Annotated in this window: 23 protein-coding genes; 12 read left to right on the forward strand and 11 right to left on the reverse strand. The window is 43.6% G+C overall.

Annotated elements, in window-relative coordinates; translation table 11 throughout:
• The first annotated feature begins 239 nt into the window (after positions 1-239).
• The 7 genes from ACMXYR_RS14515 to ACMXYR_RS14545 all read left to right on the forward strand — a co-directional run bounded on the left by ACMXYR_RS14515 (position 240) and on the right by ACMXYR_RS14545 (position 8083).
• On the forward strand, positions 240-2774 hold the full coding sequence (locus tag ACMXYR_RS14515) for a chemotaxis protein CheB (protein ID WP_415902135.1): 2535 nt from the start codon (positions 240-242) through the stop codon (positions 2772-2774).
• Positions 2775-2796: 22 nt separating this feature from the next.
• Complete coding sequence (locus ACMXYR_RS14520) at positions 2797-5013, forward strand: EAL domain-containing protein (protein ID WP_415902136.1); 2217 nt, start codon at positions 2797-2799, stop codon at positions 5011-5013.
• A 170-nt stretch (positions 5014-5183) separates the two neighbouring features.
• Complete coding sequence (locus ACMXYR_RS14525; RefSeq protein WP_415902137.1) at positions 5184-6365, forward strand: tyrosine-type recombinase/integrase; 1182 nt, start codon at positions 5184-5186, stop codon at positions 6363-6365.
• Between the two features lie 70 nt (positions 6366-6435).
• Positions 6436-6795 (forward strand): hypothetical protein, encoded by a 360-nt coding sequence (locus ACMXYR_RS14530; protein WP_415902138.1) that lies wholly within the window; start codon positions 6436-6438, stop codon positions 6793-6795.
• A complete protein-coding gene (locus tag ACMXYR_RS14535) occupies positions 6788-7096 on the forward strand; it encodes a YkvA family protein (RefSeq protein ID WP_415902139.1) in 309 nt (102 codons plus the stop codon). Before ACMXYR_RS14530 ends, ACMXYR_RS14535 begins: the two co-directional genes overlap by 8 nt.
• Before the next feature lie 11 nt (positions 7097-7107).
• On the forward strand, positions 7108-7452 hold the full coding sequence (locus ACMXYR_RS14540) for a hypothetical protein (protein WP_415902140.1): 345 nt from the start codon (positions 7108-7110) through the stop codon (positions 7450-7452).
• Positions 7453-7810: 358 nt separating this feature from the next.
• Positions 7811-8083, forward strand: coding sequence for a hypothetical protein (locus tag ACMXYR_RS14545; protein ID WP_415899313.1), 273 nt, complete (start codon positions 7811-7813; stop codon positions 8081-8083).
• A 95-nt stretch (positions 8084-8178) separates the two neighbouring features.
• Here the strand turns inward: ACMXYR_RS14545 and ACMXYR_RS14550 are convergent, their stop codons facing one another.
• Positions 8179-9087, reverse strand: a complete 909-nt coding sequence (locus ACMXYR_RS14550; protein ID WP_415899314.1) for a diguanylate cyclase — start codon at positions 9085-9087, stop codon at positions 8179-8181.
• Between the two features lie 365 nt (positions 9088-9452).
• Here ACMXYR_RS14550 and ACMXYR_RS14555 point away from each other — a divergent pair, with 365 nt between their 5' ends.
• Both ACMXYR_RS14555 and ACMXYR_RS14560 read left to right on the forward strand, forming a co-directional pair.
• Positions 9453-9662, forward strand: coding sequence for a cold-shock protein (locus tag ACMXYR_RS14555; protein WP_415882524.1), 210 nt, complete (start codon positions 9453-9455; stop codon positions 9660-9662).
• A gap of 222 nt (positions 9663-9884) precedes the next feature.
• A complete protein-coding gene (locus tag ACMXYR_RS14560; protein WP_415882525.1) occupies positions 9885-10109 on the forward strand; it encodes a hypothetical protein in 225 nt (74 codons plus the stop codon).
• 285 nt (positions 10110-10394) lie between these two features.
• On the opposite strand, the gene ACMXYR_RS14565 is transcribed toward ACMXYR_RS14560, so the two are convergent.
• Positions 10395-10865, reverse strand: coding sequence for a hypothetical protein (locus ACMXYR_RS14565; RefSeq protein WP_415899315.1), 471 nt, complete (start codon positions 10863-10865; stop codon positions 10395-10397).
• 342 nt (positions 10866-11207) lie between these two features.
• On the opposite strand from ACMXYR_RS14565, the gene ACMXYR_RS14570 reads away from it, so the two are divergent.
• Positions 11208-12029: a c-type cytochrome gene (locus ACMXYR_RS14570; protein ID WP_415902141.1), complete on the forward strand. Its 822-nt coding sequence runs from the start codon at positions 11208-11210 to the stop codon at positions 12027-12029.
• Positions 12030-12344: 315 nt separating this feature from the next.
• Here the strand turns inward: ACMXYR_RS14570 and ACMXYR_RS14575 are convergent, their stop codons facing one another.
• The 7 genes from ACMXYR_RS14575 to ACMXYR_RS14605 form a co-directional block, all read right to left on the reverse strand.
• Positions 12345-13253, reverse strand: coding sequence for a DMT family transporter (locus tag ACMXYR_RS14575; protein ID WP_415902142.1), 909 nt, complete (start codon positions 13251-13253; stop codon positions 12345-12347).
• Between the two features lie 290 nt (positions 13254-13543).
• A complete protein-coding gene (gene nhaD, locus ACMXYR_RS14580) occupies positions 13544-15433 on the reverse strand; it encodes a sodium:proton antiporter NhaD (protein ID WP_415902143.1) in 1890 nt (629 codons plus the stop codon).
• 520 nt (positions 15434-15953) lie between these two features.
• Positions 15954-16220, reverse strand: a complete 267-nt coding sequence (locus tag ACMXYR_RS14585) for a hypothetical protein (RefSeq protein ID WP_415902144.1) — start codon at positions 16218-16220, stop codon at positions 15954-15956.
• A 12-nt stretch (positions 16221-16232) separates the two neighbouring features.
• The gene (locus ACMXYR_RS14590; RefSeq protein WP_415902145.1) at positions 16233-16379 is read right to left on the reverse strand and encodes a hypothetical protein; all 147 of its coding nucleotides are present in this window, start codon (positions 16377-16379) and stop codon (positions 16233-16235) included.
• A gap of 274 nt (positions 16380-16653) precedes the next feature.
• Positions 16654-17316: a cupin domain-containing protein gene (locus tag ACMXYR_RS14595; protein WP_415902146.1), complete on the reverse strand. Its 663-nt coding sequence runs from the start codon at positions 17314-17316 to the stop codon at positions 16654-16656.
• A 17-nt stretch (positions 17317-17333) separates the two neighbouring features.
• Positions 17334-18914, reverse strand: coding sequence for a pyridoxamine 5'-phosphate oxidase family protein (locus ACMXYR_RS14600; RefSeq protein WP_415902147.1), 1581 nt, complete (start codon positions 18912-18914; stop codon positions 17334-17336).
• 69 nt (positions 18915-18983) lie between these two features.
• Positions 18984-19529 carry a carboxymuconolactone decarboxylase family protein gene (locus tag ACMXYR_RS14605; RefSeq protein WP_415902148.1) on the reverse strand — a complete coding sequence of 182 codons (546 nt, stop codon included), beginning with the start codon at positions 19527-19529 and terminating at the stop codon, positions 18984-18986.
• A 156-nt stretch (positions 19530-19685) separates the two neighbouring features.
• On the opposite strand from ACMXYR_RS14605, the gene ACMXYR_RS14610 reads away from it, so the two are divergent.
• Both ACMXYR_RS14610 and ACMXYR_RS14615 read left to right on the forward strand, forming a co-directional pair.
• Entirely contained in the window at positions 19686-20585 is a 900-nt protein-coding gene (locus ACMXYR_RS14610) for a LysR substrate-binding domain-containing protein (RefSeq protein WP_415902149.1), read from the forward strand.
• Positions 20586-20964: 379 nt separating this feature from the next.
• A complete protein-coding gene (locus tag ACMXYR_RS14615; RefSeq protein ID WP_415902150.1) occupies positions 20965-23229 on the forward strand; it encodes an EAL domain-containing protein in 2265 nt (754 codons plus the stop codon).
• Here ACMXYR_RS14615 and ACMXYR_RS14620 read toward each other — a convergent pair.
• Both ACMXYR_RS14620 and parC read right to left on the reverse strand, forming a co-directional pair.
• A complete protein-coding gene (locus tag ACMXYR_RS14620) occupies positions 23226-24461 on the reverse strand; it encodes a GGDEF domain-containing protein (protein WP_415902151.1) in 1236 nt (411 codons plus the stop codon). The genes ACMXYR_RS14615 and ACMXYR_RS14620 overlap by 4 nt on opposite strands.
• A 188-nt stretch (positions 24462-24649) precedes the next feature.
• A complete protein-coding gene (gene parC, locus ACMXYR_RS14625; protein ID WP_415902152.1) occupies positions 24650-26929 on the reverse strand; it encodes a DNA topoisomerase IV subunit A in 2280 nt (759 codons plus the stop codon).
• Positions 26930-26970: the final 41 nt, after the last annotated feature.

The raw sequence follows: 26970 nt of genomic DNA on the forward strand, positions 1-26970 counted from the left end.
AGGAAAGAATTCAAATATCCAAGACCTCCTATGCGCCAAAAGCAGTCCATTCAATAGTTTGAATACCAATTCCTCAGAATTTTAACTCTATAAGAACAAAGTAAACCATCGAAAATGGCTAAAAGTCGTACCAACAACCCATGCATCTTAGAGATGAGACTTATCCGTTGATTACATATTGGGTATAGTGATATTGATTTTTCTTTGAGAATTTCTTTGTGATAAAAACCCATAAAACAATGTCTAGAAACACTGATTCACCAGTCATTGTTGGCATTGGCGCCTCTGCAGGAGGGCTAGAAGCACTTGATGTTTTTTTCCGTAAAGTTCCTCTCGCTAGCGGCCTATCTTTTGTCGTTATTCAACATTTGGACCCTGATCAAAAGGATCTCCTACCGGAAATCTTACAGCGTATAACGCCAATGGCGGTTACACAGGCGGTGGATCGACAAAAAGTAGAACCGGATTGTGTTTACATTATTCCCCCAAATTACGACATCTCAATCTCGAAGGGACTTTTGCATTTAAGTGCCCCAATAGCAGCTAGGGGGCAGCGTTTACCTATCGATTTTTTCTTCCTGTCCTTAGCGAAAGACCAACATGAGCGCGCTATTGCGGTCATTCTTTCCGGTATGGGCAGCGATGGAAAAAAAGGCGCTATATCTATTAAAGGAAATGGCGGAATAGTACTCGTACAATCAGCCGATTCAGCTAAATTTGACAGTATGCCACTCAGTATTATTGATTCTGGATTGGCAGATGTTATTGCTCCAGCCCATGAGCTTCCTGCTAACATCCTGGCGTACTGCAAGCATGGCAGCCTTGTTAAACCTGCACAGGTAAGCATACCTACTGATCTAGCCTCTGATCTGCCTAAGCAAAAGCCTATAGAGGGCATCATCGGTTTGTTACATGAGCATACAGGCCATGACTTTTCACTCTATAAAAAAAGTACGATCTTTCGTCGTATAGATAGGCGGATGGGTATACATCAGATTCTGTCTAAGGATGTATACCTTAACTATCTCCGGCATAACCCTAATGAGTTAGATTTACTGTTTAACGAATTATTAATCGGCGTAACTAATTTTTTTCGCGACCCCCTAATTTGGGATAGCCTGGTAGACGATGTACTACCTGAGTTACTTAAAAATAACCCCGATGGGCGAGCATTTCGTGCCTGGGTATCCGCTTGCTCAACCGGCGAAGAGGCTTATTCTTTGGCAATGGCGTTCAGCGACGCCTTGCGCAAGCTAAACCCTGAAGGAATGTTTTCATTACAGATTTTTGCCACTGATCTAGATGAACAGGCGATCAAGTTTGCCCGGGCAGGCCATTACCCCTCACAAATTGAAGCTGACGTACCTAAGGATCAATTAGCACGTTACTTTACGAAAGTGGATACTGGCTATCGTATTAATACATCGATTCGGGAAATGATTGTTTTCGCTAAACAAAACATTACCATGGATCCCCCATTTACTAAGCTGGATATCTTAAGTTGCCGCAATCTTCTTATTTATCTGGATTCTGCGTTGCAGAAGCGCTTAATTTCTCTGTTTCACTATTCGCTAAGTGATCAGGGCATATTGATATTAGGATCAGCCGAAACGGTTGGCACAGATTCATATCTGTTTAAGCCGATAGCTGAAAAGTCACATATCTATAAACGGATGAATAATCCGCGAAAGTTCCTTGATGTTGCTTTCCCGACCCAAGTACCCACAACCTTATATTCCAATCCAGAATTTTTAGTGCACGAGGCTCCTATGAGCAAACCTCTCGACAACCTCCAGACATTAGCCGACACACTGTTATTGCGTCATTTTTCGCCCCCTGCTGTATTAATTAATGAAGATGGCGACATCCTTTATATTAATGGACGTACGGGGAAATACCTTGAGCCTGCGGCAGGTCGAGCTAACTGGAATATTTACGCAATGATCCATGATGACTTACGCCCTGCTTTGGAAACAGCGATCAGAGCGGCAATCAGTCAGAAAGAACTCGTTAAAGTTCAAGGAACGATTTCACTGAGTAATCAAGCGAATCAGGGTGTTGAAATCAAGGCACAAACCATTGTTACACCAAAAGAACTTTCCGGTTTGCTCATGGTGATGTTTTCAGACTTTATCGCTCCGGATAGAGACCCAACAGACAAATTAACCACAAATGAAAAAGCTCTCGCACTTGAATTGCAACAAGCACTGCAAGCACTCAACACCTTGCGGGATGAGAATAGAATCTCGCAAGAGGAAGTAAGAGCCGCAAATGAAGAGCTTCAATCCACCAATGAAGAGTTACAATCAACGAACGAAGAGCTTACGACCTCAAAAGAGGAGATGCAGTCACTCAATGAAGAACTCCAAACACTCAACAGTGAACTACACTCAAAAGTAGAGGATTTATCATCCGTAAACAATGACATGGTCAACCTACTTAACAGCACAGAGATAGCAACACTGTTTCTAGATGGTGAACTTAATGTACGTCGCTTTACGAGCTTTTGTACGCCTCTGTTTAGGTTGATAGAAAGTGATATTGGGCGTCCACTGTCAGACATTGTGACTGAGTTAGAGTATCCCGACTTACAGCAGGACGTTACTCAAGTATTAAGAACATTGATCTTTTGTGAAAAGCAAATAAAAACGCATAAAAATCATTGGTATAAAGTAAGAATAATGCCTTATCGCACGCAAGAAAATGTCATTGACGGGGTGGTAATTACGCTCATTGATATTCAAGAATTGAAGCTGCTTGAGCTAGCAAAATAATAGCCTTTAGGTTGATTTAACGATGATGAAAGAAGTTGATCTGGATGAGAAGGAAACCAATCTTAGGCAGAAGGCAGAACAACGTCTTAACAAGGTAGGCGCTAAGCACAGTGATGCAGAAAAAAATAAGTTATTGCATGAACTCTCTGTCCACCAAATTGAGCTGGAAATGCAAAACCTCGCTCTCGAAGATGCGCGTATTGCTCAAACCGAAGCCCTCAACCGCTACACTGAGTTGTTCGAATTTGCTCCACTTGCATACCTGGTGCTAAATAATGATGCCGAGATTATCTCGATCAACCTAACTGGCTCGACGTTGCTCGATAACGATAGATCTGAATTGATCGGCTCCAAACTTACCCATTTTGTATGTCCCACTCAGAGAACAAAACTCGTTAAGACCTTAGCGGCTGTCATTAATTCCCAGCTCAAAGAAAGCGTTGATCTCAGCTTGAGTATAGGCTCTAAACATATCTGGGTGAATCTGGAGGTCAAACCCGATTCAGTCCCTGAGCATTGTCTAATAACCATGAACGACATCACCGCGAACAAGAAAGCAGAAACTGAAATGAGGCTTGCTGCAGCTGTTTATGGCTCACTGTCTGAAGCGGTTATGGTGATAAATACAGACTTTGAAATTATTAATGTAAATAAGTCATTCACCGTTCTAACTGGATATAGCCATGATGAGATCATTGGGCAATCTCCCGCATTAATACAATCGCAGACGACAAATGAAAGTCAAAGGCCTGAAACGCTGCAACATTTATGGAGCAACCTTTATCAAGGCAAGTGGGAAGGGGAGCTGAACCTTATCCGTAAAAACGGTGAAGAATATACGGCACAACTATCTGTTAGCTCTATATACGACTCAAAAAACTTAGTGACTCATCGTGTTGCAACCTTTTCAGATATTAGTGAAAGAAAACGTTTAGATAATCTTATTCTCAAACAAGCTAATTATGATCTTCTCACTGGTTTACCTAATCGGCAGCTGTTTCAAGATCGGTTAACCCAAGGCCTTCACTTAGCGTCACGAAACCAAAAGAAGCTTGTATTGTTGTCACTCGACATTGATAAATTTAAAGAAGTTAATGATTCATTTGGGCACAAGATTGGTGATGCTTTATTGATAGAAGCTGCTACTAGACTGAACGGGTGCATTAGAGAGACGGATACTGTAGCACGCCTAGGTGGTGACGAATTTTCAATAATTATGGGCGAACTAGATGATCTCAGCACTATCCTTCCCGTTTCTAACCGTATTTTACAAGTTATGGCAGAGCCATTTCAGTTAAACAGTTCTTCAGCGCATGTATCGGTGAGTATCGGCGTGGCGGTTTATCCTGATGACTCTAAAGTTGATGAAGAGTTAATTAATGATGCTGACAATGCAATGTATGCAGCGAAAAAGCAGGGGCGGAATCGGGTCCACTTTTTCACACAATTATTACAAGAAGAGATAAATAGAAAGGTTTATTTGAATAGTGAATTAAGGCAGGCACTAAGCAAACATCAACTATCTGTTTTCTACCAACCGATCGTTGATTTGAATACTGGGAAATTACACAAAGCAGAAGCACTACTTCGTTGGAACCACCCGGTGTTGGGCTGTGTTTCACCTGATGAGTTTATTCCTATCGCGGAAGATAGCGATCAGATCACTAAAATTGGCGATTGGGTCTTTCACCAGGTAGCGCAACAGGTATTAGCGTGGCGTTCAGATTATAATTCAGGCTTTCAGATTAGCCTTAATAAATCTCCCGCACAGTTTTCTAGATCATATAACCAAGAGGTCTGGCTTAATTATTTACAGCGGATTGGTCTCGACCCTAATGCTATAGTCATTGAAATAACCGAGGGCTTACTAATGGATGGCAGTGAGCAAATTAATCAGCAGCTTGTACAATTAAATGAGTCTGGGATCGATATTTCATTAGATGATTTTGGAACTGGATATTCATCACTCGCTTATCTTAAAAAATTTGATGTGGATTACTTAAAAATTGATAGGGTATTCGTTAAGGATCTCGAACCAGGCTCAGATGATATGGCTTTATGCGAAGCTATTATTGTTATGGCACATAAGCTGGGTATAAAAGTAATCGCAGAGGGTATCGAAACAGAGATGCAACGAGAGCTATTACATACGGCAGGTTGTGATTACGGGCAAGGCTTCCTCTTTTCTAAAGCAGTATCAGCCGATCAGTTTGAAGCCATTTTAGACAGTTACTCCTGAATTGTATCCAGATCTTTAAACAAACAGTGAATCACTATCGGTTTCATAGATACTTCCATGCCATAAAACGGCACGTCTGCTTCTGGCACTTTTCTGCCGTCCCTGCATACCGTATTAAAGCTCTGAATAACTTTATATGAAATCTCCGGATATCCATTTCCGGAGGTTTCATGAATACGAAATTCAAGTTCACTGATGCCCGTATCCGGGCTTTACCAACCAACCCATCAAACGCTAAGAGCACCGAACTGGAGTTCTCAGATACCGAGATCACTGGGTTAAAATGCCTCTCCAGTAAAAAAGCCGGGAGTAAGCGTTTTCTTCTGAGATATGTATTTCAATCCCGAAAGCGCAGTCTGTCCTTGGGACGCTTCCCTGATATTAATGTAGCGACAGCACGTAAAGCCGCACAACGCTACAGGGCAATGCTTGCTGAAGGTATAGACCCTAAAGCAGAGAATGAAGAGATCAGTAATCACCCTACTGTCTCAGAGTTTTTCTGGAATACCTACCTGCCCTACCAGAAAAAACACACACGTTCATGGAAGCATGAAATCACACGTTTCAGCCTTCATGCAGAACCCAGATTCGGCCATATGCTGTTTAAAGATCTGAAAGCATCTCACGTTCTGCAACTTCAACTGGATCTCAACTCTGCTAACTCCCACAGGAAGGCTTTAGCTCCTGCCACATGTAATCGTGTGATAGCTGTGTTGAAGTGTATGGGGCAACTGGCACTTCGCATGGATGTTATCGATAGCAATGAAGCCATGAAGGTGAAGCAACTCAGGGAGAACAATATCCGGATGCGTTTTCTGGATGCTAAAGAGTTAAAGGCAGTGATAGCTGAAGCTCGCTGTTATCCCAATAAGCAGATTGGTGGAATTATTGCGCTACTCGCAGTCACTGGCTGCAGAAGCGGTGAACTGAGATTAGCCAAACATGAGCATCTGGATAAGCACAATCAGATTCTCTTTTTACCTATGACAAAGAATGGCAGAAGCCGGGAAGTCTATCTCTCAGACTTAGCTATGGAGATCATTAATGAAACGCCCTTGGTTCCGGGAAACCCTTATCTTTTTGCTGGCAGAGTACCAGGAAATCCTATCTCCAGTTTTCGTATCGCCTTCCCGAAGATATTGAAAAACGCCGGAATAAAAGGCCATGAGGGGCTAACTCCTCATCATCTCAGACATTCCGTGGCTTCGTGTCTCGTGTCATCGGGTAAATCTCTGATCGATGTTCAGTACCAGTTAGGACATCTCTGTATCCAGTCCTCTGCCAGATACAGTAAGCAAACTGTTGAGAGGCAGAGAAATGTGAGCGATGCCTTCAGCGAGCTCGTGCGTTAACCATCAACCAACCATAACTAAAGGCCTTACCTGTTTCGGGTAAGGCCTTTTTTATTGCCCGGAGAAAACCATGCAAATCACAACGACTTGGCCTGATAAGAGCACGTTCAATTTAACTAAGGACATCTACTCTGAAACTATCAGGCACCTCATAGAGGGCTTTGATTCAGAAGATTTAGCTAAGAAGTACTGGCTAGAGATACCCACAGTCTTCATTCATCTAACAGCTGATGACAATCACGATACATTCAGAACCACGACTGATGAAGTTCAGGCGCAATTACAGTTTGCCTTGGACTATCCAGAGTTCGTCGTACCGATTGGTGAAGATTATCAACTGGCATTAGCGGTGTTCTCAGATGAAGGTTCTGGAATCTACCTGTTGATACATAACGACAGTCCTCTCTGTCAGGAGTTAGCTGATGTCTGATCTATCGATAGACGAACTGCTCTGCAAACTAAAACAGATTAAAGGCGCGAAAGAGCTTCTTTATAAAGCCACACTGCTCTATGTCCTCATCACGGATGCTGACGTACCCGCTAAGACAAAAGCCATCATCGTAGCCGCTCTGATCTATCTGGTTAATCCATTAGATGCAGTGCCTGATGTGACACCTCTGATTGGTCTATTAGATGACTTGGCAGTAATAACTGCAGCGCTAAAAGCCATCTCTGGCCAAGTCCAGTCACACCATGAGTCACAAGCAAGTTCACTAATAAATGAAAACTGAAGGTGATTATTATGTCCCCGCAAAAATCTATGCAATCTGCTGACAACGCTATAAAGCTTAAGCAGAGAAGAGAGACCAGCAACCCTGATGAGAATTACAAAATCCTGATTGAACGAGGTGTTGCTGACAAGCTAAGCCCTAAATCGACAGGAAAGATCTACTTCCAGTTTGCCCGCCAGATTGAAGAGAAAAAGAACTACTTACAAATTTCGGATACCGATGGAGGTGGTCTTCACACTCGTGAATTCGTATCTCTAGAGAAGATAATTACTACGTTGTCTGGGCAAGCTGGTCATCCGTTTAAATCCTCAGTACTGAAGGAAAAGAATGATCCTATTCTGATTCAATTTACATAGCTATCTATCAATCGCATTAACTGAAACCCATTGATTAAAATCAGAAAAATACCTAGATCTATATGGGTACTTATCCGTTATGATATTCGTACCTAGCAAGATGGAGAATTTGTCATGGAAGACATTAAAGATTGTGATTGTAACCACCCACTTAACAAGCACAGAAGACTTGCTCAATGCCTTTCCCTAATCAGCAGCATTCCCGACAGTAGTATCTTCAGATGCAGCAAGTGCAAGCGATTCTGGATGTATAGTCAGGCTGATGGCTGGGACTGTTTAGACATTGCGGATGTCTGGGGCTTAGAAGCTTCTGAATCAGAGTCTGATACTCAACTGAGTCAGGACAGGAGCCCTCTTTATGCCTAATTGGTTGGCAGACATTCTGTACATTGTCATCATGTCTAAACGCATTCAGCGAGTACTTATAGCCGGTATGGTGTGTTCTATTGGGGTAGCCATCGTTGGTAGCATATTAATATCCAACTTCGAGTTACAGGGGCAATTTAAAGCCTTGGAGGCAGTAATTTCAGAGAAGTTCATGCGTAAGTATGACAAGCTGGCGATACTGATCCTGCTGTCTTCTTGGGTCGTTGCAATCAAATATTACTTAAAGGATCGACACCGTTTCTGAAGTGAACTGCTGCAGAGTTAGATCTGTCTTTTTTAAGCGATGATTGCAATATAATGAATGAAGCTATTGTGATCAATTAGCTGCTCCCCTGATACTTACCACACAGCTTCGTCGTATATCAGAAATTGGTTAGTACCTTTTTCCTTAGCCTTGTACAGCGCTCCATCAGAAAATTTAATCAATTCTTCCTTATCCGTAGTATGTATCGGGGCAAGACTAACCCCAATACAGGCCCCAACCACGACTTCTTTCCCCTGAAGCACAACAGGGGTGGAAATATGATCAATTATCCGCTGAATCAGAACCTTTAGTTCATCAAGACTATGTGGATTAAAAACGATGATGGCAAATTCATCTCCCCCCAATCTAGCTGGTGTGTCGGTGGTTCTGATGTGAGTACAAATTTTGTGTGCCACTGACTTAAGAAGTTCATCACCAACTTGATGCCCATAACGGTCATTCACTACCTTAAATAAATCTAAATCAATACTCAGTAACGCCACTGTTTGCTGGCTACGCTTAGATAATCGAATACGGTCATCTAAAATCTCGTTAAACTTATACCTATTGTAAAGACCTGTTAACTGGTCTGTTGTTGCCATCTCTACCAGCTTTTCTTCTAAGGCCTTCTTCTCTGTAATATCTTCTATTACAAGTAGTATTCTGGGAGTTGAATAATTGGGAGATACAACCCTTCTGGCGTTCAAACGCATCACTTTCTTCCCGATATGGGAAAACTCATGCTGAATCTCGTACCCCTCTACGCACTGTTGGCTTGGTAATATTTCATTCAGGAGACCGATAAGGTCTGCGATGTTCCATTGTCCATTGCCTAATGCATATAAGTATTGATCAACAGTTTCTTCTTCAGTGACATAAAACGACTTATAAAAATTTTTACTCGCATACACAACCCGCAAATCACCATCGAGAACCAACAAAGGATCTGGAATAGTGTCTACAATCTCCTCCATGAGATAAGGGTCATTCAGGGTCTGAATCATTATTTCGTTTTCCACATGGCGAAGGCTGTCTTTAGCCTAGCCTATTTTCTGAAAGGGAGTGATTGATGGATAGCCTTACAGTTACTCAACTGCCACCAAGGAGGCTCTTTAAAGCCACCCTCTGTTGTTACCTAGCATTAGACTCATTGCTACAGCTTTTAGGATATACCCAAAATAAAAAATTGACCTACAATAGGAAGCTGTATATTATTTAACCAGCTTGATGCTTTATCTCCTATTTATGCACGTCATTTCGAAGTTTTCTCAATTCCTCGTCCTGTTTTCATAAGTACACCGTAAACATTCCTGCATTTATCTGCCTGAACTCAGGCGGCTCATTTATTTCCGAAAATAGGATAAAAATTATGTCTAATACAATTACTGGCACAGTTAAATGGTTCAACGATGAAAAAGGCTTCGGCTTCATCGAGCAACAATCTGGTCCTGATGTTTTTGCACACTTCAGCGCTATTACTGGTGAAGGTTTTAAAAGTCTTCAGGAAGGCCAACAAGTTGAATTCTCGGTAACACAAGGCCAAAAAGGCCCACAAGCAGAGAATATCCGCGCTATATAAACCGAAATAGTTTAACTCTATTTAGAGCATGGCTACACGCCATGCTCTTCCATAAACACAACTTCTGTTACCCCCTATTCCCTCTGAATTTATAAACTCTATTCTGTACTGCAGCCAAAGATCACTAACTGCGGAAGAATGCTTATTTATGAAAGCCAGACAAGCAAATTGTTAATTGCTTGGGCAATAATGGCTCTACTGAAGTTAAAGGAATAACTCACCATGTTAGAATATATTAATGATGCCTTGTGCGTATCTCGCTTCCCTAGGCAAGAAAATGACTTATGGGCATGTTACAAACCTTCCCTTGAATGTACTGACCGAAAACGACAAACGTGGAAACGTATAACCACTCTACTTTCTACCACTGAAATGCAGAGTTACCTTCACAAACATTACGAAGAAGAAAGTATCTCTGAAACGTTTGTTCGTATCTCGGCTAACTGAATCAAAACCGAACTTTTTACCGGATACTCCAGAGCTCAAGTAAAACTGACCATCACTTTGTATTCATTACAGTAATTTCTTCTGCCGAATTCTGCGATACATACTATTATGCTGATGCTGTCATTGCTGGCATATCCAGCAATTTGGTCTGTTATTAGATAAAGGCCTTGACCAATGAAACCTAATTTCGCTCTGGAGCACATTCAACCTTCAAGCAACTGAGGAAATGCGCTATAGGAACTTTACCCTAATAGCTATAATCAGCGACACATTTAAGAATGGGTATCATTCGTTTTCTTCGATATCCTTCTTGATTGTATACAACCTTTCTTTTTGCTCCTCACTATTCTGCATCTTCATCGAACCAACTTTGTGAGTAGAAGTAAAACGCTCAGTTTTATCGAGCACTTCAGATAGGTCAGACAGCCCTTCATTGATTGAACGATAGAGCATCAAGTCCAACCGTTCCAAATTTTCAAGTGCTTGGGTTGCTTGCCTGAGTATAAAGGGGAGTGATTCTAGAATGGTGTCATCTATGGATTGTCTCGCTAATTGGGATTGTAATTTAGTACGATCCTCTAGCCATAACACTAGCTCTTTTACCTCCTCAGTGAAGAGTTCTGCAGCAACATGGGGGGGAAGACGGTCAACTTGAGCATTGAATGAGGCCACTGTGATGTGGTTTTCCTTACCTGAAACTTTGTCTTTGATCTGACGAACACATTTAATCGTATCGCCTTTGGTAATGAATTCCATAACTGCTTCCTCATGACAAAGCATCTTATTGATCTCTATCCACTTAAGAGACAAACTAAAAATAGACCTAGAGAAGTGCAATTACCAATCGATAGGCTTACACCCATACTTTTTTTAGGTGGCCGCGAGCCAGAAAAGGGCACAGCAATAAAAACAGGTAGCAGCACTTTTACCCTAAGCCTCTAATCTTCAAAGGCATAACGATCCGGATACGAGTTCCAGTACAATCGGATACTAAACAAATCAGCAAATCTAGTAACACTCCCTCCCTTGATACTTATAATCCGGCTTTATCAAAAGAGAGACTATACTCCTCTAGACCGAACTTAAGGAGTTAAGGTAATGTCTAATCGCCCTAATCTACGAACCTATATACTCATACCTGTGCTGCTTTTACTTAGCATGCCATCCTTGGCAGATTGTTGTAGCGAACAATCCATCACGCGAGAAAATCCTGCTGCAATTGGGGGGCGGCTTTACGACAAGTGGTGGGCAGAACTAGATCTTGCCGCGCCATCAACAACACATCCAGCCTACCCAGCTACAGCTAAAAAGTCTGGAGCTACCACTTGGCGCTGTAAAGAGTGCCATGGTTGGGATTATGCTGGTATAGAAGGGGCGTATGGGACAGGAAGCCACTATACCGGCATTAAGGGAGTTACTGCTTATAAGGGAAAAGACCCAGCTCAGATTGGCGCATTATTAACCGATACAACCCATCAATATGACCGCTTTCTGAACAAACATGCTCTAAACCTAATTGCTACCTTCATCAGTGAAGGACAGATAGACATGTCGAACACCATCGGTCTTAATAGCAAAAAAGCCGACGGTGATGCAATCAACGGACAAGTGCTATACGGAGAATACTGCAGCCGATGCCATGGAGATGAAGGAGAAGACCTTAACTTCGGATCAAACCTGAAGCCTGAATATCTGGGCCCTCTGGCCCGAAGGAATCCGTGGGAGGTATTACATAAAATCCGTAACGGCCACCCTGGCTCGAAAATGGGCCCTGAACAGATGCACAGCGGCGATATCATGAGAAGACACCACCTCGGCGAGGTCCGAATGAACGAACCGATGCCAGCGATGATCGGAAAGTTGACCTTACAGCAACAGATGGATCTATTGAATTATCTACAGAAGCTTGCAAGTGAATAAGCTGACAGGGCATATCGTAAATCAACCAAACCCGGTATGTCCTGTCCATTAAAATAAAAAAACCTGTGCGGATTCTGTGCGCATAACGATATAGCACTCTCAAATAGAATCTAAGAAACTACAGTAAAGCTGTTTAAACTTTCCTTCACTATCCACTGAAATCTACTGAGATATACCACGTACTATTTGATTCAAAATCCCTTGCTCGCAAGAGCGTGCCGGTTCGAGTCCGGCCGCTGGTACCACGAATTCCAAAGAAAAGGCCCGCTCATTGAGCGGGCCTTTTCTTTTTCTAACCACTAGCAGCAAAGCGTTCTAGCTACTAGCTTCTATTTCCTTAACAACCTTCTTCCCCCGCCACCCAATAAACAGCCCCGAAGATACGATCAACGCTGAACCAATCAACATCGAAGTAGTGAATTCTTCACCAAAGAACAACAGTCCAAGCGAGCAGCCAAACAGTAAGCGGGTATATCTAAACGGCGTCACCGCAGACACTTCACCGGTGCGCATCGCTTTCATTAAACAGGAATAGGCTATCACACCCGCTAGCGTAGCTATCACAATCGACACCAGCTCGAACTGCGTTGGCAATCTATAAACTTCGCCCGCCCAGCTTGAATAGATAAGCCCAGAGATCAGGACGGAGAGAAAGCCATAAAAGCCTAACCTTGCGGTGCCTATAGTTGGCGGAGCCATACGGCTTGCTAGGTCTCTGCCAGCAAAACCGATCATGCCTATTACCGCTAATAATGAGAGCTGAGAGAAACCATCAGCACCCGGCTGTACGATTAAAATAACGCCCAATAACCCAATAAATATGGCTATCCACCTAACGGGGCTTACCTTTTCACCTAGAAAAAGCACAGCGCCCGTCACAACCACAAGCGGAGTGGCTTGCAGTATCACAGTGGCAGTAGATAACGGAATAAAGGCTATTGCGAGTACGTAAAACAGCCGCCCGATTACTTCAAAGACAATGCGAATACGCATAGGCAAAGAAACGACGTCTTTGATAAACAAAGGCTCGCGGTTGAATTTAAGCATGGTGGCAAATAGAAACATGCCACCTAAACCAAACAGAGCAAGCACCTGCCCCACCGGCAGAGTTTGCGCGGCATCCTTTACTAGCGCATCTTCAATCGCAAACGCAGCCATGGCAGCGATCATCCACAGACTGCCGACTAGATTATCTTTACTGCTTGTACCTGTTGAGTGCGCCACGTGATATCTGCTTTCCGATAGGTAGGTTGATTTTACGACCTCCGATCCTACCTACCTCCTCTTAATCCCCAAGGCACAGCCAATAGAATATGAATAGTGACAGATCAGTAGAAAGCGGTAGAAAGCGGTAGAAAGCGGTAGAAAGCGGTAGAAAGCGGTAGAAAGCGGGATGGAGCCCTCTTTTTATGAATTAGGAAGAAGCCAAACAAAAAAGGCCTGCTCATTGAGCAGGCCTTTCTTTTTCTAGCCACTAGCAGCGAAGCGTTCTAGCTACTAGCCACTGAGTGCAATCAAACACCGTTAATCAGTAGGTGTACGCCGATACTTGCCACATAACCTAGGGCAATAGCTGGCGTCCATTTAAGGTGAGATGCAAAGGTATATACGCCACGCGCTGTACCTAGTAGTGCAACACCTGCAGCTGAACCGATCGCAAGCATACTACCGCCCACACCCGCTGTTAGGGTTACAAGCTGCCATTGGCCTAGCGACATCGCTGGGTCCATGGTTAATACCGCGAACATCACCGGAATGTTATCTACAATCGCCGATAGCACACCTACCAAACCATTCGCCCATGTTGGGCCAAGGTCGTTGTACATAAGCTCAGAAACGATCGCCATGTAACCGAACTGGCTCAAACCAGCTACACATAAGATTACGCCGTAGAAAAACAGCAAAGTATCCCACTCGGCACGTGATACACGTTCCATCACGTCGAATTCTTTAACTTCTTCACGCTTCTCAGTCATATCTTCAAACAGTTCCACAGCACCCACTGTTTCACCGTTTTCATCAACAACAGGAGCAGCACTGAACATTAGGTACGCGCCGGAGTTACCGATATTGTCGAAGTAGTTAGCGGCATCGTAAGACTTACCGCCCATTGGGTTGTCACGATACTTATTTTGATAATGCTGACGTACGCCTGCACCTGATTCGTCTTCTAGGACAGCATCAGCCAAAGTTGGGCGCTGATCTTTGTAGAAGCCTTTCCAGTGGTTTTTAGTGCCGATCATTTCTTCAGCTTTGATACCCGTTAGCTCTTCTAGTGCAGTGTTCCAATGGGTAACGTTTTTCTCTTTATCGATCATAAATGCCGGATAAGGCTGATCATTTAGATGCTCACCGATGTCTTTACCGTATGCCTGTAGAACGCTCAATGGGTTCTGGTGCGCATCGCTACGACCACCAAAGATCGAGTCAGCCATCACCGTACGACCTTCAACCTTTTTCAGGTAGAAAGAGTACATACCTAGGTAACCTAGACCAAACATCATGCCAGCCGCAGGTGGAAGGTGTAGGAAGCTGTGGAAGCTTACTGCAGTTACGATAGTCGCTAGGAATAGCACCATCATCACTTTAGCACCACGTTTCATGAAGGACTTTTCCTGAGACGCTTCTGGGATCTCATTAGGAATAGCGAAGTTCATGATAATGGCAGGCACAAACCAGTTAACTAGCGATGGGATAAACAGCGGTAGGAACTCTAGGAACTCTACTTTACCCTTCTGCCAAACCATCAGTGTTGTGATATCGCCGAATGGGGAGAATGCACCACCAGCGTTTGCCGCAACGACTACGTTGATACATGCAATCGATACAAAACGGATATTCGAACCACCTACAGCCATTACAACCGCACCCATCAGAAGTGCAGTCGTTAAGTTATCCGCAATCGGAGAGATAACAAATGCTAGTGCGCCGGTAACCCAGAAAACCTTACGTAGAGAGTAACCACGGGATACCAGATAAGCACGCAGCGCTTGGAATACATTACGATCTTCAAGCGCGTTAATGTAGGTCATCGCTACTAGCAGGAATAGGAATAGCTCTGCGTATTCGATAATCGCATGTTTAATCGCATGGTGCGCCTGTTCTGTGGCACCAATTTCCTTAAATGCTAGCGCTACTAGAATCCAGATCAGACCCGCAGCCACCAGAACCGGCTTACTTTTAAGCAGATGAATATTGTTTTCCAGCGGAACCAGTGAGTAGGCCAAAATAAAGATGGCGATACTTAGATAGCCATAGAAAGAGGCGCTCAGTTCCGGAACGTTAGCGGTCGCTCCGCCGGTTTCCGCAAAAGCAGTAAGAGGGAGCAGTAAGAGACCAACAACAGCCAACACAAAGCGTAAGCTTGCGCTGTTGATCTGTGGAAAAAACATCGACAGGTTCATGGTCAGAATCCGATTTTAAAATTGTTGTGTCTGGATCAGGTTACGGGTTTCAAAATACCCGCCGAAATCACATAAGAATTGACAATTCTTATGTGATTTCTGCCTAGCAACTTGCAGGGCTTGACCCATCGTCACGAGAAAGAGCGTCAAAAAATGACCAAATTCGAGTAGACCAACGTTAAGTCCAACCAGCTACTAGCATGGCGTGTATTCATGCCTATGCTAAAAATGCTGCAATGCACACATTTTTGAGCGGGGCTAGGGTAACGCTTTAAGACAAAAGTAAATACTGGTCTTTAGAGCAATAAAGCACCATCTTTTGAGTAAAGGAGTCCGGTAAAAAGACAAGGGGTCTGAGATAGCTGTAGGAAACTTACTCACGAATGCGCGTTTTTACATAGCGTAGCGCCAAAAAGGGACACAAATTCAAAGTTTATAGGCGTTGCTGACCTAAGCCTTTTGGATAGGGACCACAAGGAGGAGATCTGTTTTATCGATCTTTTTAATAGGAAGAAAGAGACTATTGCGAGGGTTGTTCGCCACAATAGAGCTTGCGAACTTTATTCAGAAATCTGACACGCTGAGTATTGTTCGAGAACTCGGTCGCGACCACTTCGCCATTCACGACGCGGATACGTGAAAAACAATCCTTCAACTCTAAATGCTTTTTACCTTGGCCTGCCGCATAGACACCACGAAGAAAGAAGCCACTACTCGATTGCTGACCTTCAGTCACAATCTTGTCGTACACAGCTTTAAAAATTGAGGGATTAATCAAAGAACCCATAAACCTCTCCTTCTATCTTTCTTCAGCGTGTTTTAAAAAGTCGTAAATATCTTTGTGCTGCTTTGCCAACCAATCACTATTGGATGAGCTACTGTGGGATAGCTTATCCGCAAGGTGCAGAAGTGTTTTGTACGATTCACGATCTTTGATTGAGTGCATAACTTCCTCTCCTCCAGTAAGAAAAGACTTAGCTGTTTATGCTCTTTGTGACTTCAGCAGTGTCTGCTGATTGTATTGGTGCTTAAGGTGGGAGAAGTTCTACCTGCCTAAGAGCGAGCAGGTAGAACTGTTCAGCAATGTTAATGGTGAGGTCGTCCATTGCCTATCACTTATGAGCGGGACCTAGACTATCAGTAATGATAATGATTAGCAATAGCGTTTTGTTTTTTAGCAAATAATTTTTGTTCGACAGAAATACTTGTTGGCAGTGTTGTTACAGGTGTCCCGTTTTCACATAGATTAATGCGCCATCGTCTTTGGTATAGGGATGATGCTCACTCAAATGAGGACTACGCAACCAGGAACCTTTTGGGTAGATACCATGCTCATCGTAGAACGTGCCTTCAAGTACCAGTATCTCCTCACCGCCAAAATGACGATGGGGGTTAAACTGCGTATTCGGCGCCCACTTCACCAAGGCGACATGCTCGCCCTCAAATTCATGCAGAGGCATAACGGTTAAACCATCGACCAAGCCTTGGAGCCAAGGCTCCTTAGTCGTATCAATCGCCTTTTGTTCTTTATCAGCTTCGTTAAACTGCTGTAGCTTTACAAAGATGATCGCACCCTCTTTGCCGATCTTCGGGGTGTGGGAAGTGCCAATAGGGTTTCGAACGTAACTCCCTTGGGGATAATCTTGGTGTTCGTCAGAAAACACACCTTCAAGCACAAAGAACTCTTCCCCACCGCTATGAACATGCGGTGAGAATTCACTAAAAGGTGCATAACGGACAATCGAGGTCGCTCGGGCAGATTCATCACCAATACGGTCTAACATCATGCGCTCGACACCTGCCATGGGCGAATCAACCCAATGGTAATCTTCAGGAAGAATAACTACGCGTTGTTCAAAATCTTCATTGATTCGTGTGACCATCTGACTTACTACTCTTTTTATATATCTAGCACCAGTGAATCACCGAAGCTACGTGATACACAGGGGCAAATCTGTTTTTGAACTTGCTGTTCGTTCTGGGTGAGGCATTGATCTCTATGATCAGGCTCTCCATCAAGCACAGTGACCGCACAGCTTTTACACACGCCACTTTTACAGCTATTGGGAATATCAATTCCACTTCCAATAATAGCGTCTAGCAAAGTTTGTTCTGCAGATACTTCGACTACTTTGCCACTTCGCGCGAGTTCTAGTGATATAGAGCCATCATGCGCTTGTTTGCTTGCAACAAACTGTTCAAGTTGGATCTGTTGTGGATCAACCTCTAATAACTGAGCCTGCTGCTTCAAGCCTGTGAGTAACTTCTGAGGACCGCACGCGTAAACCACTGCATCAGGTGCTTTGGCAGATAAAATCTGATGTAGATCTATACGCTCGTTCGCATCTCCCCGATAAAAAAAACCATTACCAACAAACTCCCGCTGTAAACGATCAAAGAACGCCATCTCAAGTTGACTACGACCAGCATAGTGAAGTTCAAATTTCCTGCCTTGATCGCGGAGCTTTTGCGCCATGGCCTTAATGGGAGTAATGCCAATTCCCCCTGCGATGAGGATTGTTGGACGTGTATCTTCATGAAGCTTGAAATAATTTTGCGGTGGCTGGCACTTCAACGTCATACCCAGATTGAAGTATTGATGTACTGCAACGGACCCACCTTGCCCCTGCTCTTCATACAACACAGCAATTTCGTATATATCTCGTCGTGCTGGGTTAGAACAGATCGAGTAATGGCGCGTGGTTAAACTACCATCCTCTAGCTGTACAGGTATTTGCAAATGCGCACCGGCTTCAAATTGAGGCAGCTCCAAACCTTGTGGATGACGCAATTCATAAGCGCGTACTCTTGGGGTTAGCTGCCTTATACCTGAAATCGTTAACGTTATAGGACCATCCCCCAACGATTGTGGATATGTGGGCTGCGCTTTGTCTGACTGAGCTTTAAGGCGAACGTTCTCCTCGATCACAGGTGCGATAAGTTGCTCCATTTCAGCTCCTGTAAAACGGGGAGTGATATGTTGTGGGCAATTCCAGTCGAATGCTTCTATTTTGATGATAAAGGTACGCTCAATCTCGGCTCTATACCCCGCTACCTCAAGTTTGGCCTGTGTTTCCCAATCATCATCCTTTACCAGCTCGACTCTTCCCATAAGCTTTAAACGACGCTTATTGGGATAATCCATAAAGAAGATAGATACCCTATTGTTGGTACGAAAATTACCAGTACTGACGTATTGACGATTGCCACTAAAATCAGCGAAGCCTAGCGTTGATGCATCTAAAACCTGCATAAAGCCTTTAGGGCCACCTCGATGCTGCACATAGGGCCAACCGGTTTCACCGACACTGGCCATGTAAAAACTATCACGCTCGGCAATAAACTCGGCTTCGTATTCCGACAGCAGATAATTATAATCCTCACCCTCATCCATACGAGCGTAACCAGCACGACTATTCTGCTCTGATTGAACTTGGCGAACAGTCTCAGTGAATGCGATTTGTGCGTATTTATGTGCCATCGTCAAATACCCTTATTTTAGGATTTAGCAGAAAAGAACGGGCCTTTAAGGCCCGCAAAGGCAGACTACTTATGAAGCTTGCTGCAGCTCTACTTTGGGGAAATCTATTTCTACGCGACTCGCTTTACCCAAAATATTGGTTAAAACGTTCATTCCAACATGGGTAATAATTTCGACGATTTCTGCATCGTTGTAGCCGGCATTTCGTACTTCGAGCAGTTCGGCTGTAGTAACAGCACCATTATTCTCTGCTAAGGAGCGTGCGAACTTCACGGCAACAGCCGCTTTGGCATCCTGACTACTGCCGGAACGGTTTGCTTCAATTTCTGAACTAGACAGGCCAGCTTTACGACCAATTGCAGTATGTGCTGATACGCAATATTCACAGGCATTCTGTTCGGCAAGCCCTAGGGCAATACGTTCACGAGTACGAAGATCTAGGCTTCCTTCATTTGCAATCCCATGCAAACCTAAGAATGCACGTAGTGCCGCTGGAGAATTGGCAAATACCTTAAGAAAGTTTGGCACCATCCCAAGCTGCCCTTCAATCGCGGCATACAGTGCTTGTTGCTCTTCATTTGCTTGTTCGTTTGTTACTAAGTTAATACGGCTCATATCTAATTCCTCAAACTAATGACCGGCCTCTGTATTTGGCCGTTTGGTTAAGTTGTAGGACTAGTTTGACAAGCAACGATAAATTAAAGAATACTCAGCAAAAGCAAATGACTATTACGTAAAATGGAATAATATAACTCGGAGGGCATAAGAACAGTGGATCAGTTTCATTTGATGAATGTATTTGTTGCTGTTGCAGAGGAACAAGGATTCGCTGCCGCTAGTCGCCGATTGAATATCTCCCCTCCAGCTGTAACCCGTGCTGTCTCTGCTCTGGAAGAAAAACTCGGCATTAAATTGCTAACCAGAACCACTCGACATGTACGAACCACTGACGCGGGCCAGCGCTATCTCCAAGATGCACAGAGAATTCTTCAAGAGCTAGAAAGAGCAAATGAGTCTGCAATAGGAATCAATAGCGAACCCAAAGGCCACTTATCGGTTACAGCTCCCGTTCTTTTTGGACAAAAATATGTAATGCCTAGCATTGCAGAATACCTGAATAACTACCCAGAAACAGAGGTAGATGCCGTATTTCTAGACCGCGTGGTTAACTTGATGGAAGAAGGGTTTGATGTCGGTATACGTATTGGTCACCTTCCTGACTCAAACATGCATGCAAAACGTGTTGGCACTGTGCGTATGCACTGGCTTGCTTCGTCACAATATCTAGAAAAATCAGGTATTCCTCAATTCCCAGAAGACCTGAAGCAACATTCAATTATCATGACCAATAGCAGTAGTATGGTGCAAGATTGGAAATTTGATTTCGAAGGAAAGCAGCAGAATTTACGCTTAAAGCCACGATTAACGGTTTCCACCAATCAATCAGCGATCAATGCAGCAAAGCTACATTTAGGCATTATCCATACTTTGTCGTACCAAGTTGAAGATGAACTCAACCATGGCGAACTTAAAACTGTTCTGGAGAACTATGAACCACCAGCAATGCCTGTGCACATAGTTCATAGAGAGGGCCGCCATGCCAGTAGCAAGATCAGAAGCTTTATCGATATTCTTGCAAAGACCCTGAATAAGAATAAAACCATCAATTAAGCGTGCACAAACCTTAATCGATGCAGAATTTATAAATTGTTATTACATATGCCACAAAGCACTCTATGTGCAATTGAGCTCCCTACAAAGAGCCATGAATCTACTACCAAATATAGAGACCATTACATTCAAAACTGATTATATAATAAGAGGAGTTTACGTTAGGCAAAGCTGTATAACTGAACTAAAAATTGGATTTTGGCCCCGCCGATAATCTTTCGATCGTCGCAAGGAAGCTAGCCCTCCTTACAAGGAGCTCAGCTTTGACTACGCTATATGATGTAATTAGCAAAGGTACTTCCGATGATAAACACACGTTTCCCCGTATTGCTGTCTTATTCTCATATTGCTTAAACTCTCTGAGATTGAGTGAAGCTCTATGCTGTTTATAAGAAATAACATCTGGCTTGCGTTTTACGTCTTCCTTTTGGCAGGTTTTGCTGCGTTTATTTTCATTCTTACGAAGACTCACGAGTCTATCCGGGAAGATGTGAGATTAGAGCAAGAAAATCTGACTCGCATCACCTCTAACTCAGTTGAAGCCACTCTCAGGCAATATGAAACGCTGTTAGATATTCTTGGTCAGGAGCTGTTACACGAAGATAAGTATCTGGATCGAGAGAAATCGATTCAGGAGATAGATAAGTTATATATTGCTTCTCACACGACTCATAACTTCTTTCAGATAGATCTTGATGGCAATATCCTTGTTACAAACTCTCTCTCTCAAGATAAACGCGAATCTTCACTTAACCTGCTGAAAAACCCAAAAGCAAAAGAATCATTTAACCTCACCTTAGACAGTAATGCAGCCGTTATTGGACGGACCTATTTTAGTTACTGGGAAAACGCTCTAATCATCCCGATTCGTAAAACAATTAGAGATGCCAACGGCAAACCGCTATTCATCGTGTCTCTCACCATTAATATTGAGAAAGGTCTGCCGTTCTTTTCTAACACTAATGAGCATAGTGCTGATTACAGTGTGTTTATCTATCGAGATCGGGATCGTTATTTCCAAGTAGCACCTAAACGTCTCATCAACAATCCAGCCGTATATGAACATCAGTTTTCTGAAGGCAAAGTCCAAGAAAGCATCGATTATGTCGAAAAGGCCTACAATATCAGCTTTGAAACCATTAAAGAGAAGCAAATCGTTACGACCCATGTCACCGGTAAGTTCAACGATGACTCTCAATCGATGATGTCGAATTTCTATATCAAAGAGTTTCAGCTTTGGGTCGGTGTAGAACGAGACACCCAAGTTATTCGACAGAAGTTTTTCCAAGCTGCCACCAATCTATCTTTGGTCTTCTTTTTTGCTTACGCCGTTATTTACTGGCTCTTTAGAGTGATCAGTAATAATGAGAAGAAGAAAGAAGAACTGTTAACTTATAGAGCGACACACGACTTCTTAACCAATCTGCCTAACCGCTATTTTCTGGACAACTACTTTTCAAAGTTAGAAGAGCAAAACAGTTACCACCTACTGTTTGTCGATATGGATAATTTTAAATCAGCCAATGATAACTTCGGCCACGATTATGGCGATCAGGTTCTGATTGAAATCACGAGAAGACTCAAACTAAACACTCAGGATAGAGAATGCCTTGTTGCGAGATACAGCGGTGACGAGTTTGTAGTCGTAGCCTTCAATCTCTCAAGCTTTGAAGCAGAGCGCTTAGCCGAAGATATTTTAGAAGAAATATCTAAGCCCTATCTAATGAGTGGCAATCGTTTAATTTTAAGTGCCAGTATTGGTATATCTCACTGCCCAACCGATGCTAGTTCATTTGAAGAGGTTAAAAGGCTCTCGGACTTTGCCTTGTATGAAGCTAAACATAATAAAAATTGCTACACAGTTTTCCATGAGGAACTAAAGAAGCGCTATCTAGATGACCTCTCACTGGAAACCAAACTTAGGGACGCGATTAAGAATGAGGAAATTTACGTCGTTTTTCAGCCTCAAGTTTCTTCAGAAGGATTATTAAGCGGCCTAGAGTCTCTGGTGCGCTGGCATAGTAAGGAATTTGGCCCTATTCCACCCAACCGCTTCATACCCATCGCAGAAAATTCTGGCCTTATGCCAGAACTTGGACGCTATATCATTCGTAAATCTTTAGATGAGGCTGGAAAATTAACCTCAAGCGATTGCTCAATATCAATTAACGTTTCTATCAAGCAGTTTTTCTCCGATGGCTTTTTTGAGTACTTTTCAGAGCAAGCTGATCAATCCCAAATCAATAAAAGCAGGCTTAAAATTGAGATTACAGAAAGTCTGTTTATCCAAGATTTAGATTACGTGTTAGGCATGATCAACCAGTTTAAAGCAGAGGGGATATCCGTATCTTTAGATGACTTTGGTACGGGTTATTCCTCTTTAAGTTTGTTGAAAGATCTACCTATCGACGAGCTTAAAATAGATAAGAGTTTTATCGATGATATTGTCGAGGACAAAGATGCTCGATTACTGCTTCAAGGGATTATCGATATTGCTCATAAAATGGGAATAACCATTGTTGCTGAGGGCGTTGAAACCCAAGAACAAAAGCAGATCCTTGATGATCTAGGTTGTGAGGTATTTCAGGGCTATTACTTCTACAAACCCATGCCTATTAACGACGTAATTAATGAATTTAATTAACATTCCTGCAGGAAAACTCCATTCTTCCCGCTTTTTTTAACCCGATACATACGCTCATCAGCCACGCGTACCAGCGTGTCAAGATCCTGACCATCTTGTGGACAATTAGCACCACCGACCGAACAGCTAACCTCTAGATCTTCAGCAATATCGCTATAGCTCTCATTCATAACATCCAGCAATCTTTCGGCCAAACCTAGAGCACAAGTAGCAGAATCATTACATTGAATGATCATGGCAAACTCATCCCCACCAATACGTGCAACAAAGTCCCCTTCTCGCAACGCAAAACTGAGACGAGAAGCAACCTCCACCAACACTTTATCGCCGATTTCGTGACCATAGGTGTCATTGATCGTTTTAAAATCATCGACATCTACAAACAGCACTGTTAAACACTGTTCGCGAGCAGCTGCATTCTGCATAATCTCATGCCCAGTGGTCATAAAGGCTTTGCGGTTCGGGACACGGGTTAATTCGCAATGATGCGCTTCATAAGCCATCGCACGCCTTTGCTGCTGTGCTTCTTCAACTTCAGCGGCTGAATTAACCAGCGCTTTTTCGACCTCACGTTTTTCAGCAATCAATTGGACGAAGCGATTCATAACATCGTGATAATGATAGGCAGCAAGCACCACAAAAGGCATCGCTAACAAACCTATGAGAAGCGCATTAATTAGGTTAGTAATCTGCTTGTTCATATCGCGAGTAACTGCTTCATGAAAACGGTTATTTTCTTGCTGAAGTACCGCTAAAGCAGCCAATGCAGGAGCATCATCAATACGCACCTGCCTATCTATCTGTTGAGTCGGCGCTCCCCTTTGCACTGCCATCTGAGCGACATGAAGATTATCTTTATACATCTGAAGCGTCTGTTGGATAACTAACAGTGCTTGGCTCTCTTTACCATTGAGATCCAACGAAGAATAATGGGAAATAACTTGAGAAAATTTTTCTATATCGCCACGTAAGTGTTCAAGCAAACCTTGCTCTTGGCGTAAAACATAGTTTTTGAAGTTGTGGATAAAACCACCGTACCCAATGGAACGATGCAGCTCTGACAGAGCAGTTGTACGGTTTTCTGAAGTATAACTATACGCTGTCCAGGCATCCCTTACCCCCGAGGATAGGAACAAGAGAAGCCCTCCCATCAGTAAGATAACGATGGACAGAGAAACAGCTAAAATCGTAATGCGACGACTAAATCGCTTACGTAATAAACGTCCTTCCATGACGTATAGCACCTATATGGCCGACCAAAAAAACCGTCTTAAATGTAGGTGTATATGATAGTCCGTTCGTTTATAGGGTCAAGCTGTAGCCTATTAGACTTACTGCGAAGCACAATTCTAATAAGCTACTCTGAATTTTGCTGGATTAACAGCTGGTTACCGCTACTGGCATCTAGGTTAAGTAAGCTTTACTCCTCGCCTTGAGGTTGTTCTTGCGTACTGTTATTCACTTCCAGACTATCTACACGTTGATAGCCTCTTGGTAGCTTATTACCTCGACGACCTCGTTCACCTCTATAGTGCTCGATATCAGCAGGCTTAAGTTTCAAGTGTTGGCGACCCGCATGAACAAGCAGAGTATCTTCCGGAGCAAGAACAGCCAACGCCGTTACCAATTCCTCTCTAGCTGACGCCCTAGCTGACGGGATATTGATAATCTTGTTCCCTTTACCACGCGCCAATTGTGGAAGTTCAGATACTGGGAAGACCAATAAGCGTCCTTCATTTGTCACTGCAGCCAGAAGAGAATCTTCGACTGAACTCATAGTGATTGGCTGTAAGATCTGAGCGTTTTTAGGCAGCGTTAATGCCGCTTTACCGTTTTTAGTCTTACTAGTAAGATCAGAGATCTTAGCGATAAAACCATAACCCGCATCTGAAGCCATCAGGACTTGGTCGTTATCCTTACCCGCAATTGCAGCATCGACAGTAGACCCTTTTGGTAGCGTGATACGCCCTGTTACCGGTTCACCTTGTCCACGTGCTGACGGTAGATTATGGGTCTCGATAGTGAAACTTCGACCCGAGGTATCTAATAAAAGGGTCGGTTGGTTAGTTCGGCCCTTACAACTTAACTTAAAGGCATCACCGGATTTGTAATTGAGGCCCTCGGCATCAATATCATGACCTTTCGCAGCACGAATCCAGCCCTGCTTAGAGATCACGACGGTTACAGGGTCAGAAGACAGAAGGTCTTTCTCACTGAACGCCTGCGCTTCTTCACGCTCTACTATTGGCGAGCGACGATCATCGCCATACTCTTCAGCAGCGTCTTGAATCTCTTTCTTAATCAGCTTACGCATCTTAGCGTCAGAACCTAGAATACCTTCCAGCTTCTTACGCTCTTCTTCCAACTCGTTCTGCTCGGACTGGATTTTGAACTCTTCCAGTTTAGCCAAGTGACGTAGTTTAAGATCAAGAATCGCATCTGCTTGGATCTCAGTCAGACCAAAGCGTTTAACCAGCTCTGCTTTGGGATCTTCCTCATGACGGATAATCGCAATAACCTCATCAATATTGAGATACGCGACCATCAAACCTTCAAGAATGTGCAGGCGATCCAAAACCTTAGACAAGCGGTGGTTTAAGCGCTTACGTACAATCTCTGTACGCCAGCTCAGCCATTCGACCAAAATCTGGCGAAGGTCTTTAACTTGCGGCTTACCGTCCACACCGATCATGTTCATATTCACACGGTAAGTGCGTTCTAGATCAGTCGATGCAAATAGATGGGCCATCAGTTGCTCGATATCAACACGATTCGAGCGAGGGATAATTACTAGGCGAGTTGGGTTTTCGTGATCGGATTCATCACGTAGATCACTTACCATAGGCAGCTTTTTCTGCTGCATCTGAGCGGCGATCTGTTCTAAAATTTTAGCGCCAGAAACCTGATGCGGCAGAGCCGTGATAACGATCTCACCCTGTTCTTTCGTGTATACAGCACGCATACGCACCGAGCCACGACCTGTTTCGTAAACCTTCTTCAGTTCTCGACGGGAAGTGATGATCTCCGCATCGGTTGGCATATCTGGGCCGGGAACGATCTCGGTAATCTCGTCCAGATCTGCACGCGGGTTATCTAGCAAGTGAACACAGGCTTTAGCCACTTCACGCAGGTTGTGCGGCAGAATGTCAGTCGCCATACCTACGGCAATACCTGTCGTGCCATTCAACAACACATTTGGTAAACGCGCTGGCAGAATCGCTGGCTCACGCATAGTGCCATCGAAGTTAGGTACCCAATCAACCGTACCTTGGCTGATTTCAGACAGTAAAACTTCGGCATAACGCGCTAAACGGGATTCGGTATAACGCATGGCAGCGAAGGATTTAGGGTCATCAGGAGAACCCCAGTTACCCTGACCATCAACCAACGGATAGCGATAACTGAAAGGCTGAGCCATCAATACCATCGCTTCATAACAAGCTGAGTCACCATGCGGGTGGAATTTACCTAACACATCACCCACAGTACGTGCTGACTTCTTGTATTTTGCTGACGCTTTTAGACCAAGTTCAGACATCGCATAAATGATCCGACGCTGAACCGGCTTCATGCCGTCACCTACATGAGGCAGGGCACGATCCAAAATTACGTACATGGAGTAATCCAGATACGCTTTCTCGGTAAAATCTTTTAACGCGAGGCGTTCAGTGCCATCTTCGAAGGTTGTTTGTACCGTCATAATTCACATTACACTCGTAATAAGCTCAACTCGCTGCTGTA

The sequence above is a fragment of the Neptuniibacter sp. QD29_5 genome (assembly GCF_047778125.1).
Lineage (GTDB): Bacteria > Pseudomonadota > Gammaproteobacteria > Pseudomonadales > Balneatricaceae > Neptuniibacter.